11 protein-coding genes are annotated in these 13,036 nt (G+C 32.2%); 1 reads left to right on the top strand and 10 read right to left on the bottom strand.

Annotated features, from left to right (window positions below; all coding sequences use genetic code 11):
* Positions 1-92: 92 nt before the first annotated feature.
* From AB8P51_RS14830 to AB8P51_RS14810, 5 genes are all read right to left on the bottom strand, one after another.
* Positions 93-710 (bottom strand): hypothetical protein, encoded by a 618-nt coding sequence (locus AB8P51_RS14830; protein ID WP_369749660.1) that lies wholly within the window; start codon positions 708-710, stop codon positions 93-95.
* Between the two features lie 536 nt (positions 711-1,246).
* Positions 1,247-2,266 carry a DUF2268 domain-containing putative Zn-dependent protease gene (locus AB8P51_RS14825; RefSeq protein WP_369749659.1) on the bottom strand — a complete coding sequence of 340 codons (1,020 nt, stop codon included), beginning with the start codon at positions 2,264-2,266 and terminating at the stop codon, positions 1,247-1,249.
* 139 nt (positions 2,267-2,405) lie between these two features.
* Positions 2,406-2,939 carry a dihydrofolate reductase family protein gene (locus tag AB8P51_RS14820; protein WP_369749658.1) on the bottom strand — a complete coding sequence of 178 codons (534 nt, stop codon included), beginning with the start codon at positions 2,937-2,939 and terminating at the stop codon, positions 2,406-2,408.
* Between the two features lie 154 nt (positions 2,940-3,093).
* On the bottom strand, positions 3,094-3,675 hold the full coding sequence (locus AB8P51_RS14815) for a hypothetical protein (RefSeq protein ID WP_369749657.1): 582 nt from the start codon (positions 3,673-3,675) through the stop codon (positions 3,094-3,096).
* Between the two features lie 176 nt (positions 3,676-3,851).
* Positions 3,852-4,556, bottom strand: a complete 705-nt coding sequence (locus AB8P51_RS14810) for a DUF6090 family protein (protein WP_369749656.1) — start codon at positions 4,554-4,556, stop codon at positions 3,852-3,854.
* 348 nt (positions 4,557-4,904) lie between these two features.
* Here AB8P51_RS14810 and AB8P51_RS14805 point away from each other — a divergent pair, with 348 nt between their 5' ends.
* Complete coding sequence (locus AB8P51_RS14805; RefSeq protein WP_369749655.1) at positions 4,905-5,207, top strand: hypothetical protein; 303 nt, start codon at positions 4,905-4,907, stop codon at positions 5,205-5,207.
* Between the two features lie 314 nt (positions 5,208-5,521).
* Here AB8P51_RS14805 and AB8P51_RS14800 read toward each other — a convergent pair whose 3' ends face one another.
* The 5 genes from AB8P51_RS14800 to AB8P51_RS14780 all read right to left on the bottom strand — a co-directional run bounded on the left by AB8P51_RS14800 (position 5,522) and on the right by AB8P51_RS14780 (position 12,797).
* On the bottom strand, positions 5,522-6,076 hold the full coding sequence (locus tag AB8P51_RS14800) for a helix-turn-helix domain-containing protein (RefSeq protein WP_369749654.1): 555 nt from the start codon (positions 6,074-6,076) through the stop codon (positions 5,522-5,524).
* 289 nt (positions 6,077-6,365) lie between these two features.
* Positions 6,366-9,242: a DEAD/DEAH box helicase family protein gene (locus AB8P51_RS14795; RefSeq protein ID WP_369749653.1), complete on the bottom strand. Its 2,877-nt coding sequence runs from the start codon at positions 9,240-9,242 to the stop codon at positions 6,366-6,368.
* The gene (locus tag AB8P51_RS14790; protein WP_369749651.1) at positions 9,239-10,570 is read right to left on the bottom strand and encodes a DNA methyltransferase; all 1,332 of its coding nucleotides are present in this window, start codon (positions 10,568-10,570) and stop codon (positions 9,239-9,241) included. The genes AB8P51_RS14795 and AB8P51_RS14790 overlap by 4 nt, the downstream gene beginning before the upstream one ends.
* A 2-nt stretch (positions 10,571-10,572) precedes the next feature.
* Positions 10,573-12,504: a DNA methyltransferase gene (locus AB8P51_RS14785; RefSeq protein ID WP_369749650.1), complete on the bottom strand. Its 1,932-nt coding sequence runs from the start codon at positions 12,502-12,504 to the stop codon at positions 10,573-10,575.
* Complete coding sequence (locus AB8P51_RS14780) at positions 12,501-12,797, bottom strand: helix-turn-helix domain-containing protein (protein WP_369749649.1); 297 nt, start codon at positions 12,795-12,797, stop codon at positions 12,501-12,503. The genes AB8P51_RS14785 and AB8P51_RS14780 overlap by 4 nt, the downstream gene beginning before the upstream one ends.
* Between the last annotated feature and the right edge of the window lie 239 nt (positions 12,798-13,036).

The following is a 13,036-nucleotide window of genomic DNA, read 5'->3' as shown; positions in this document are numbered from 1 at the left end:
CAGACCCTTCGAGGGCTAATTATCAAAAACTAAGATAGCGCTTTTGGGAAAGCCATCGACAGCGATGGCTTATAGGCGTTGTTAGCACCTGTTCATTTTTCTAGCCACTGGAACCCATGAAGTCGGAACTCATTTCTTCCCTTAAGGTCTAGAATCAGGGGAGTTGAATAAGGGAACGAACGGAAATCAGTTTTCTTAATAGTAATTAATTTCGAATTCACCTCCTCTCCAAGATGAATCTCCTTGAAGCTGTTACCAGTTAAGTCCTGAATCAGGATCATGGATGAATTTAATGGTTCATTGAATTCATAATTCTCCTCTAAAGGATGGTTCATTATGATGATAATTTTATTGGAGCTAAGATTTGCTGTGGAGTCAAGTCTATTACCGAAAATGAATTTGATTTCAGCACCTGGAGTATCTTCCATTAAATCAAAATCAAACTTTGGGTAATCAGTTGAAATCATTTTCGATTCCGAAACTCTAAAAAACTTATCAGTCCAAAAGGTTCCATTAATATTTTGTTCAAGGATTTTTGAAGCTTCTACTTCAGATAATCCAAATTTGGTTAGGTCTTTAATGCTTGATTGTATAGTATCTGTTGGTCTATGGACAAGACATATTAAATCATAGTTCTGTTGTTTTGCTAGAGCATCTTTCCCTTGGTGATACAGTTGAATGCTTAATGCCAATAGCGCAGCTATTCCCATGACAATCAGTAGATGGCGGAAATGAAATTTGCTTTCTGAAGTTGTTAACAAGTAAAGGTTAGCAAGTCCAATGCCAACAAGCCAACATAATTGAAATGGAAAGCTTATCGCTCCGATCCATGGTCCGAATACAAACCATAGGATAAGTATAAAAATTATTGTTTGAACAACTGAAAAAACAATGGACAAAACAAATCCAATTATGTAGTGTACTCTTTTAAATGACTTATTATACAGTCCTATCAACAATAGCGAGAGGGATGAAAGAATCAAAGTATATACCAGAAAAGGAATAACATCACCTATACCAAATCCATCGTTCGAGAGAGTATATAGATATGCTACTAGGGTAGAACTAGCCGTAAGGATTAGTATGTAGGTGATTTTCTTCAGCTGGAGAAATAGGTGCTAACGGCCCTGGCTATGATACGGCGCTTGGATGCGCCGCCCAAACCTGGGCGAGATTATTATAAAACAAGTTAGCAAATATTCGCAAACCTAGGGGAGCGATGGATTATAGGCGTTGTTGGCAATAGTTATTTAGTTATATGTTCTTTATAGCCACTTCTTTCATAGAATTCCCTTGGCGATAATTTATAAGCATCTTTCCATGAATCTTTTCCATTCGTAAGTTCATACCGTTCAACTATTCTATGTCCAAGAAAATAACCAAGGTTGACTTTTACTATTTTAGTTGGAGTATTAAAAATTAGAGGTTCACATTCTGAATTCCGGTCAAAGTGATAAAGGAGTGGACAAGCCTCATCAAGTTCTTTGAAAAAGAATGGTTCCAATTTTTCAAAAATTACCCTTTCATGCTCGATTAACCAACTCGTCTCTTCCTCTGAGTTTAAGATTATTGATTCGGGCTTATTCAAGTATCGATGCTCAAAAAAACTTGCAAGGCCTTCGTCAATCGTCACCCCAATTCCAGTTGAGTAATAAGGGTCATTTCCCATTTGGCTTTCATAAACCGTGTGTTCGATTTCATGGGGAATCACGCTTTGAATATAATCTTTGTCCTCAATTTTATACATTAAGTCAAAAGCCATTGATTGAGGGTCGCAACCACCTGAAATTCCATAATTCTTGGGAGGGAAATAAGCCAAAAATTTTGCATTTCCTTTTATTCCAGTTATATCTTGAACTCCCCTAAGATGCTCTCTGAATAAACTATCTATATTTTGCTCGATAAGAAATTTTGTTTGTTTCCAAACGATAGTATCATAGTCCTTGAGATACGTTGAGTTCCATTTTTTTACCTCTTTTAGTGAATAGATAGGTGTCGGGAAGAAATTGAAACAAGAATCGAATAAATATTGATTTGGTTTGTAAAACCTTTTCTCGATATAAATTGAATCAAAAACTTCATTTTTGTGTGCCAAAATTTGATTTTTGAACCCATACATAAATGTTATTCCACCCACTTGTATGCTGTCAGGTAATTCCTCTAAAGTCTCATAAATGGACTTTTCCGTTCTTTTTTCCTTTTTACAGCCCCATATAAAGAGCAAGAACGAAATAGCCAATATTGTATATCTAAATCTTATTCTCATAATTATTGCCAACGGTCCCGGCTATGACACGGCGCTTGGTTGCGCCGTCCTTTCCGAACCAGATTTGTTTTAACTAAGATAGGAAATAAGCGCCAACCTTGGCGAGCGATGTGTTATAGCCGTTGTTGTAGCTAGTACTTTATTTTTCAATTTGATAAGTCAAAATTTTTAATCCTTCCTCAAATGATTCAGTTTCAATCAGATTCCATTTAGCTTTAGTTGTGGAGTTCCCAAATATTCGAATTCCGTTTCCAAGAATTATTGGATTTAATTTCAATTTCAATCGGTCAATGAGACCATTGTCCAATAGCCATCCAGCAAATTCTCCACCACCGCACAAATAAATATCAGTTTGAGCCGACTGTTTGATTTCTTTTACTCGGTCGATGGATAATTTCTCAATACGTACTGTTTCAGCCAAATTTTCCAATTGCAATGAATTTGAAAAAATGAAATGTTCCATATGCGGGTATGCAGGTTGACCGGGCACAAGTCCATATTGATAACCAAATTCATAGGTTCTTCGACCCATTATCACAGTTTTAAAATCTTGAAGGTCGGCTAGGTATTTGTCAACACCTTTTCCACCGGTTGTGAAGAGACTTATGTCGTCATTGTGTCCTGCTATGAAACCATCAAGTGAAGTAGCCACATAATAAATGATATTTGTCATCAGCTCATTTTTTTGTATTAGCTACAACGGCCCTGGCTATGATACGGCGCTTCATCGCAAAGACCATTCCAAGGCGAATTAATCAAAATTAAGATAGGAAATAAGCGCAAGCCTAGGAGAGCGATGGATTATAGGCGTTGTTGGCAAACGTTAATTAGTTTATTTTGAAAACTTTATTAATAAAGATCTTGTCAGAAGGCATTCCATTTTCATAAAATTGTTGAACTGGTGTAATCTTCAATTGAATAGTACTATTATCTAACCAAATCAATTCCCGCGGAACCCATTCTTTTTGATCAAGTTCTTCAATTTTGGTCAATGTCCTATTGGCAGATAATTTCCAAACTTGAAATCCGTTCGGTATTCCCTCTAGACCATATTCCTGAGATAGGCAGGCAATTAAACTATCGTTAGGAGAATATGTAGGAAAATTCCAAATCGTGGTAGTTTTTGCCGTTTTATTATCAATTAAGTATACTTCGGTCTCTTCCCAAAAAGATGCCGACACCGCATGAAATTCAATTCGCGGATTATATCCAAGATATTTGAATTCTGTAATACCTTCTTCTAAACTTGGTGTGCCCTCAAACTTGACCTCCTTAGATTCGGTATTTATGGTTATAACACTGTCTTGAATCAATACTAGGTCATTTGGTATATCAATTATCTTTTTGTCTTGATTTTTGCAACCAATAATCAAATTGAAAATGATAAATGAAGCGAGCGTAAGTTTCATTGAAAATGTTTGCCAACGGTCTTGTGTATGGTTAGTTGCGTGTTTCAGTAACTAATTTAGCAAACAAATCACAAATAGAAAATTCCAGCGGAATTTTCGTAAGTAGGCTAGAACTAGCAATTAATTATACACGTTGTTGTGCTTTCGTTATTTATTGTTATAGTGATTTTATCATCCTACTTCTTGTCAAGTTCTGAGTCGATATCCTTAATTAAATTTTCAATACTCAAAGCGGCTTTATCGTATAATGAGTGAGCCCATAGAAATAACCAGTATCTTGACATGTAAAGATGTACAAGCTTATCCGTTGGTTGTTGAATCAAAATTTGTAAATCCCATAGTTCATTTATCGAATTGTAATCATCGCTTTCACTTTTAATTATAGAGACGTCCACTATATAGGGTTTCAATTCCTCAGCATCAAACTCTATAATTCTTCGTTCTACTTCCGTTACTCGCGTAAGTTGTAGTTGATATAAATCAGTAATATCCCTTCTTAAACTATCATTAGAAATGTTATTGATACCATAATTTTGTAATGCTTCATAGGCACCGAGTTTGGGATAAAGAATTGGGTTTAAAAGTTGACCTGTCTTAAGTGGAAAAGGCTCAGTACTTTTATTCTTTTTGTGAATCATCATCTTTTTAAAAAGAGAATCTGTAATTTTTAGAGTCCCTTTTACCAACTTAATATCGGTCTCCAAATCATCCAATGTTTCAATTAGATCCTCTTTTAATTCTATAAGCAATCCAATTTCTGTATTTCTCAGTTTTCTGTTTTCGTTCCAATTGTTAACTTGTAGTGCTATTAAAATTCCGATAACAACTAGAAGAATTTCACCTATTGCATATTTAAAATACTTTCCAGTTTTGTTTTCCATTAGTAAGTTTTGACGAATTTTTCGGAAGAATTTTATCATTGGTTAGTTATTTCTCTAAAGTTAGAATAATTTTTTATTCCGTAAGAGTGAGGAATAATGAAGCACAACGGTCTTGGCTATGACTTCGTGGCAAGCGTCAGACGTTTTTTTGTTACTTTAAAAATAGGAAAAAACGGCCAAGCGATAAGCCATGAGTTATAGCCGTTGTTGTAAGCAGTTCTTCAAAAACTCCACATTATGATTGAAGTGGTAGATAAAACCAATATTAGACCTCCTGTCATTAAATAATGCAATAGGCCAAAATTTTGGTGTTCATTCCTCAGTTTATTTACACCAATAAATATCAAAATGGGTATAACTATCCAGACAAAAAGCTTAAATATTGAATCTATTATGGAATACGTATTTATTTCCTGTTCACTAGAGAAGGAAAATAAAGATATTTCTAAATTAATAATAGCGATTAAAAATGAGAAGGGAATGGTATATCCGCAAATTATCCCGATTGATTTTCTTTTTTTAAGTCCAATAGCTGCCATTAAGGAAATAATGAAAAAAAGAAGAGGACTTTTATTAATCCATACTAATTCCCAATTCGTCATATCTCCTCCTGACCATCCTATTGCAAATGCTGTCATGAAAAACATATAACCAAATGACCCTAAACTTATAATTGAAATTAGAACAAAAATCAAAATGAGAAATCGTCTTATGGAATCATTGGAGGTTTTTGTCATTCGGAATTGCTTACAACGGTCTTGGCTATGATTGCGGCGCGGTGTTGGGGGCGAAGCTAGCGGAGGATCTAACGGCTTTGTCGTTAGAAATTCGCGCTGGCAAAGCGAGCCCTGGCCGTTTAACCATTTAAGCCAGATTTAGTTTTATTTAAATGTAGGAAATTTCAAGGAAGTTCTAAAGTAGCGATGAATTATAGCCGTTGTTGTGTAACGTTTTATTTTTCATTTTTAGGTAGTAATTATTTTATTCCCGTAGTATAGAATACTTAGGGCCACAGTAAGACAAATAAATAAGCCTGATCCAAATCCTACTACAAATCCATGCAACACAAGGATTAGAATGATGTAAAGAATAAAACCGCTACCAAACTTTAGCATTCGTTCAAGCCCATTCATTTGTTTTGTATTCAAGACAATAAAAAGAGGCAGGAAAAAACTCAACAGAATCCCTCCTAGTCTACTGTTAAGATTGGCTTCAGAGTCTAAAGTTAGATATCCAAATATTCCCATTAAGACAAAATTTAATACCAGTAAAAAGAAACCATTGACTATTAAAGCGCCTAATTCTTTTTGTTTGGAATTAGAATCTAAACTTTTTACTTTTTCTATCTCAAGGTTTAATACCTCGCAAATTAACTGCAGGGTTTTTCCACGTGGTTCGTTTTCATTGTTTTCCAAACGCTGAATTGTCCGAAGATTTACCTTGGATAGTTCAGCAAGTTCTTCTTGAGTTAAACCTTTTGATTTACGTGATTCGTGAATAATTTGTCCAATGGTATTCATTTCTTTTTTTCTCAAATTTATCTTCTACAAATCAATTTGATAACGGTATTGGGGAGACATTTCTGTGACAAATGATTATGTCTTAAATGTCATATGTGATTTGAGTTTTTTTAAATGTTACACAACGTTCAGTGTATGGTGTCGTAGCATCCCGCAGGGTGCTATGCACTATACACATTGTTGTATGCCGTTTTTATTTTATTCATTTCGTTTTTAGCGTTGGCGTGAAAGCTCTTTGCAACCGCACGAAGGAGGATTGCAATGTGCTTGAGCACTGTGCTAGCTTATATCATAATGTGAATATTACAAAATTTAAGAATGGAGAAACATACTTTTTCAAAATAGCTTTGTGATCTTGTTCGTATTCTAGCCTGTTATCTAAAGCTAAAAGCTGATTTAGTTTATTGACCTTATCTGGTATCAAACAAATTGTTTGATTTTCTATTATGATAAAATCTGAAAAAACAGACAAATGATTTCTGAAATAACCATACTGATTATACAAAGTGGTTCTTTTTGTCCAAATATCAGTTAATGAATACTCAGAGCCGAATAGGTTGTTTAATTCATTTAATATAGATTCTCTATTGGCTTCATTTACTAACAAAAGGTTTGGGTATTTTTCCCTTAAAACAAAAATCGATTTGATAGCCTCTTGTATGGATTCATTTGAAGAATCATAAAGTGTATTTACACCAAATGCAAATTCGAAAAAATTCAAAGATTTAGTTTGCTCAATAATTTTCAAACAGGCTCTATAAGGAAACAATAGTCTCGCTTCATTAGAATCTTCTAAATATGTGGAATAACGAAGCATTTGTCGTTTGAAAAGAGTTGTGTTGTCAATGCTTCCTTCTAAATACTTTTTTCCTAAAGGAGTGATGTTATAGTTCTTTTGATCCTTGACAATTAAACCTAATCTTAAGGTATGTGATACATTATTGTTGTTGATTTTAGCTTCTTTATTTGTAATAGAAGGTTTAGATGGTTTGTATTTTTCAATAGTTGGTATAACTAAACTGTTGAAATATGAATCTACTGAATAGTCACCAAGTGTTTTGAATATTCTTTTATAGCCACTTTTTCTTTGTTTCTTACCATATTTCACTGCTGGTTCATAAAGTATATTCGATGGGTTTGCATTTACAGTAGCAATTTTTAAGTAAAGTTTATCGGCAAAATCATCAATGTTTATACTGTTTGGTAAAAAGAATTTCAATGGATTTTTACTGCTTTTTTTATATTTCGCAAATTTGCCTTTAACCGCTCCTTGATTTATTTCGTTAATCCATTCATCTAATCTGTCATCTTGATCTCTTAAGGCTTGCAATACAGAATATACCATTTCAAAAGATTCCATATTCACAATATCGGAAGAGGTTGAGTCGTCAGGTATTAAGATAGGGATTATAAAAAAGGCGGTCTTATCAGTGATATTTGCAGGTTTTCTTAACGCTCTTCCACAAGCTTGAACAATATCAATGATAGAATTTTTATTTTCAACAAAGTAAATTGAATCAATTATTGGCACATCAATCCCTTCTGTTAAACATCTGGAATTAGAAATCAGCCCATATTTAGAGTTTTTGAATTCATCTAATTTTTCTTGACGAGTACCTGCTGACATACTACCATTTATGTGGTCTATGTATAAATCTTCAGAAACTATAGATTTGTTTACTTTAGTAATTAAAGTATCTAAGTTGTTACCATTACCTATAGCCCCAGAAAACACTTTGGCATTATTGACAGATGAGTGAAATGAAATAACTTTATTGATAGGATATGACTCTATAGCTTTAGCTAATATTATTTGACTAAATAATGTTTGCGCTGTTGTAAAAGTAGTTTCCTCAGCTTCATTTAAAACTTCTATTTCTTTATTAGTTGCTATCCAACTTTTTAATTCTGACTCTTGAATACCTGCAACAATTATCTCATAATCTGATATAACCTTGTCATTAATTGCTTTTCCAAAATTGTAGCTATGGAAGAGTTTGCCATAAATATTCTCATCATCCATTGAGAAAACTAATCTTTCGTTGTCTGCAGCTATTTTCTTTAAATTTGGTCTTAACATTCGTTGAGTTGCAGTCATGAATAACCTTTTACGACTTGGTATATTATTATCATCTAATGCTAATGAAAATAGGCTAGACTCTTTTGCGCCTGCTGTTCTATGAGCTTCATCAAATATTGTTAAATCAAATTCAAAATCATCAATCCCCATAAAAGCTTCTGCTATAACTGGTAATGATTGATAAGTAGAAAAAATATACTTAGTGTCAATATTTTTTGAATGTAAAAAGTTTGAAATTTCTGTAACATCAGTAGTTACAGGTACATTTAGTTCAGAAATAGCTATATCACCATCATCATCTTCATTTAAAGAAACTGACTTATCACTACAAACTGCTAAATATGAAAAAGGTGTGTTGCTTTGATTGGCCCAAGCTTCCAATGTTTGTTTAACAAGAGCTATACTTGGTGCCAAAAAAAGTACCGTTCTTGCGTTTATTTTTTCTGTTATCCACAGTGACGTTAAAGTTTTACCAGTACCACAAGCAGCAATTACTTTACCTCTGTTAGAATTTTTAAATCCATTAACAGTGTCCCGAATTATATCTTTTTGAAACTCATATGGCTGATATTTTACTCTTTTCCCTATTTTTTGCTTGTTAGTAAGAGTGAAAAGAGATTCAAAAAAATGTTTATCTAAAATATCAAAGTCTTCAACTAATATTTGTAAATGCTTTTCTTGCTTTTTAGATAAATCAGTAACGGTATAACAATTTGCGATTGTATAGTTAATATCTGTATGCTGAGCTTCTACCCAGAATTTAGCCAATTCATCGTAGCTGGGTTTTTTTCTATTTGACCTAAATTTCACTTGATAACCAGCACCTTTACTGTTTTCTAAAATGATTAGACCATCAACACCACTGTCTTTTTTTTCTAATTTATATTTTTCAAGATATTTTTTTGGAATTTCAGTTGAGCGATAGAGTTCTTTAATTTGATAGAGTTGAGAGTTTAAAGTTAAATAAGCATATATAAATTGCTCGAAAACTTCTCCTTTTTCGTAAGTAGTATCTAATTGCTCTATTTCTTTTTCAAGGCTACTCCAATCGGAGTATTTTCTCTTTAGTATTTCGCTATATCTCATATCAATTCTAATTCTATAATAGATTCACGCATTACTTTATCGTAATTTAAATGCAAGTCTGTGTTTTGTTGGCCTGAAGCTCTTATTTTACGAGCGTAGTAAATGTTATTTACTTTGTAACCAACCTTTTCAGCGATTTCACAAATTAAAAGATCAGTAGGGACCATAATACCTTTATAACCGGAGTTAGCAACAACTATAAAACATTTACCATTTTTAACTAATAAGGTTGCTTGTCTTTTTAATATTTCGAACATATCATCAAAATAGCCTCTTAACATATCAGGTATGTTTTTATTCCAAATATTATATGTTGAAATTAACTTTGCGATGGTATCAACATCAGGTAGATGATTCTGAATAGTATGATCAAATTTTGAATTGACATGTGATCGCATTGCTATCGATCTATATTTAGAAAATCCCTTATAACTATCTACGAAACCTCCTAACCAAAATTCAAGTTTATAGACTTCACAATAATCAAAACAATTAGCATAAGGAGGTGAAAAGATTGATATTCCAACTTTTTTATCTTTTAAAGAATCAAGAGTTGAATCAATTAGAATAGAACTATTATAGAATAAATGTTTTGTTTCTTTTGAATAAGAGGTGTTTTCGATATCATTGAGCATTTGCTTGCACCTAAAAATGAAATACTCATAAATATCATCTATTTGTTTTTTGTTCTTTTTAAGTTTTAGACCATTTCCATCTTTTACTCGGATTGATGCATCTTCAATGATTGATAAGTATGCAATCATCAGCAGGTTATTTGCTTTAACGTGTCTTATTGTATCAATATATCCTTTTATTCTTTGTAGGCTTTCTAACTTGTCTTCAATAAATGAAGACTCAACTACCTTGGGCTTTTCATTAAATTCCCATTTCTTAGATTTGTCAAAATTGTTTAATAAGGTTTTGATTTCAGTTATATCATTACCAGAGTAGTCATCTAACTTTACTTTAGACGTAAAGTAGGCCATAGGATTAATGTCAGTTCCAATAGAGTTGAAACCTAATTCTTTAGCAACTAAATTAGTGGTCCCTACCCCACAAAATGGGTCTAGAACATATAAGTTTTTATCTGGTTTAACATCATTTAAAATTGAAGCGATCAATTCACGAGCGTATCCATGTTTGTAATCATACCAGTTATGGATTGGTATTTCTTTATTAGTACTGAAATTGACTAGATTTTTATATTCTTCTCTAGTAACAAATTCATATTTTTCAATTAATCTGGTAAGGATCTCTTCGTACTTTTTTATTAAACTAGAATGATTATCGGTGTCTAATACAATTTTGTTTTCACTTATTCGACTCATTCTTAGTACACTTTTTTTAAATATGATTTATTAAATCTAGAAAATAAACTATGCTTGTTGTTTTGTAAATAGGACTTTGAAAAGCCTTCTATTAGTGGTAATGAACTATTAAAAAACTCCATTAACCAGTCATATTTACTAACCTCTTCAATGTTTGAAAACTTATGGTATAATTCATCCAATTCATTTGAAAATGATTCTTCACTTTCATAATGTCTCAAACCTTCGGCTGTGCTTTTTTTGAACACGTAGATGAAATCTCCATAGGGTGAACCATCAAATCTGGTATGAGCAGTTTGTTTATAATTATCTACACCATCTTGAAAATAAATTCCATTTTCAGCAAGAGTAAACCCTGAACGAAAAATTGAAAAAAGAAGAGATAGCCAAGCACTAATATCTTTGTTGTTGAATGTTAATATCATATGTTTATTTGGTTTTAAGACCTCATAACATTTACTAAATACACTATAAAGATTGTCTTCATAAGTATACATTGACTTAGCCCCTTTAAAGCCCTTTTTTCTGTTAGAAATAGCTTCTAAGGTAAAATCCGGTTGACTATCGTATATATCTTTGTTCCATACATACCAGAAATGTGATAATTCTAGGTATTGTACATTACTACCATAGGGGGGGTCAGTTATTATTGAATCAATGCTATTTTCTGGCAAATCACTTAAAGCGATACTATTATTGATCAAAAGAAAATTTGATGAATCACTTAAATCATTAAAGTCATTTGTCTTTTTTAATTGATAATCAAATTTGTTGTTATATGATAATGAGTCTTTAACACGCTTTAGAGATTTAATAAATGCTGATAAAATATTCACTTCACAGAATTGAGAAGGTATCCAATAAGCGTGTTTACTCCATGTAGTTGGTTTTCCACCTTGCCAAGTATCATTTGTAAATGACATTATGTTTGTCTCTTTTACAGTGTTACTAAAAGCAATCCTTAATAATTCGTAATCACTTTTTGGAAGATTTTTCTTCTCTTCATTAATATAAAAAAGTAGAATATTATTAATTAGTAAATTTCTTTGAGTAAATAAATCTTGGAAATGTACAATACCTTTTTCCTCAAGAGTATCTTCTTTTTGTCTATCCCAGTTTTTAGGAATCAAATCTTTTGATACATCTATTTTGTTTTGAGTAATTATTGATTCTAAAAATAAAATATGTTGATTTAATCTTTTTAAGTCTTTTTTTAATGGTTTATAAACAATCTTTTGATTATTAGAATCAAAACCTACTAGGTACAAATAGACATGCCCAATTCTTTTTGATCGTCTTTGAGCAAAACCTTTTTCTTGTTTTGAATTATTTTCGCAAGATGGGTTTAAACATGAATAAAAACCGGGTTTATTTCTAAGTTCATTCGAGAGTAAAGTTTCTTTTTTGCATTCAGGGCAAATAACTTTAAAGGTTGTTTCTATCCAATCAATAAAAATCCTTTGACCATCATTCTCAAAGAAATAATAGTCTTCATATAGATGTCCGACTTTTTCAATTATTGAACTGAATCTCTCAAATAACAACTTAATATTTTCTCCTTTACTTACCATGTTGTTTATGATAAATACGGACAATGGATTTAGGTCGAATCCTAAAACTTTTCTATTTAATTTCAACCCTTCATATAACGTTACACCACCGCCACAAAATGGATCTAAAACAATTTCATTTTCATTGCTGAATGATTTAATTATTTCAGAGAAAACATTCCATGGTCTTCTGGCAAAATATTTATGAATTTTATATGGAGGGGTATGTCCTAAAGCTTTTATTGGCCTATAGACATTGTCATTTATTTGAATTGATTTACCATTTCTATCCTTTTTGTTAATGTTAAAAAGGTGTAATTGATTAGCTACAGAAACTGAATCGTTATTAATTAGTGATTTTATTTCTTTTGAATAAAGTTTCATTTGCTTGCTTTAGTCATTAACCCATTTTCTGCAATCTTTAATGCTTGTAATGCTTGTTTTTCATTTTTCACCAACTTATATACTTGGTCTGCTAACCAAAGTGAAAACAGTTCGTTATAGTCTAGTTTGAAAAGTTTTGCTAAATATTTTATATGTTCTCGTTTAGCGATTTTCTCTCCTCTCTCTATTTTACTAAGCATTGCGGTATCAATGTCTAGCTCTGAGGATAAGTGTCTGAGTAGCATTTCTTGTTCTTCTCTCTTGGACCGTATTAATTCTCCAAATTTATTCATTGCTTATCTGTTTGCATTAAATACATTTGACAAATGTAGACAAAATTAAAATTAACAAGTCTAAATAGTGCAAATTAATTCAATTATTCTATTGGGTGGGTAAAAACAATGTGTGCGATAGCACTCTTTGTTTTGTGCGGTTGGCTTTTTTTAAATGGCATACAACGGTCTAGCTATGAACAGTACGGGAGCAAACTGGCGTTTGCTTTCCGCCACGCACATAGCGAAATCTTTTGGTT

Origin of the sequence: Muriicola sp. SD30 (genome assembly GCF_041205185.1) — a bacterium.
GTDB lineage: Bacteria > Bacteroidota > Bacteroidia > Flavobacteriales > Flavobacteriaceae > Muriicola.
Note: the sequence above shows the minus strand (reverse complement) of the source record. Positions and strands in the feature narration are given on the sequence as shown.

Excerpts from the sequence above, each read along its gene's own strand:
- AB8P51_RS14805 (WP_369749655.1), top strand. The coding sequence starts at position 4,905 with ATGGGTATAACTATCCAGACAAAAAGCTTAAATATTGAATCTATTATG.
- AB8P51_RS14780 (WP_369749649.1), bottom strand. The coding sequence starts at position 12,797 with ATGAATAAATTTGGAGAATTAATACGGTCCAAGAGAGAAGAACAAGAA.
- AB8P51_RS14820 (WP_369749658.1), bottom strand. The coding sequence starts at position 2,939 with ATGACAAATATCATTTATTATGTGGCTACTTCACTTGATGGTTTCATA.
- AB8P51_RS14825 (WP_369749659.1), bottom strand. The coding sequence starts at position 2,266 with ATGAGAATAAGATTTAGATATACAATATTGGCTATTTCGTTCTTGCTC.
- AB8P51_RS14830 (WP_369749660.1), bottom strand. The coding sequence starts at position 710 with ATGGGAATAGCTGCGCTATTGGCATTAAGCATTCAACTGTATCACCAA.
- AB8P51_RS14795 (WP_369749653.1), bottom strand. The coding sequence starts at position 9,242 with ATGAGATATAGCGAAATACTAAAGAGAAAATACTCCGATTGGAGTAGC.
- AB8P51_RS14800 (WP_369749654.1), bottom strand. The coding sequence starts at position 6,076 with ATGAATACCATTGGACAAATTATTCACGAATCACGTAAATCAAAAGGT.
- AB8P51_RS14810 (WP_369749656.1), bottom strand. The coding sequence starts at position 4,556 with ATGGAAAACAAAACTGGAAAGTATTTTAAATATGCAATAGGTGAAATT.
- AB8P51_RS14785 (WP_369749650.1), bottom strand. The coding sequence starts at position 12,504 with ATGAAACTTTATTCAAAAGAAATAAAATCACTAATTAATAACGATTCA.
- AB8P51_RS14790 (WP_369749651.1), bottom strand. The coding sequence starts at position 10,570 with ATGAGTCGAATAAGTGAAAACAAAATTGTATTAGACACCGATAATCAT.
- AB8P51_RS14815 (WP_369749657.1), bottom strand. The coding sequence starts at position 3,675 with ATGAAACTTACGCTCGCTTCATTTATCATTTTCAATTTGATTATTGGT.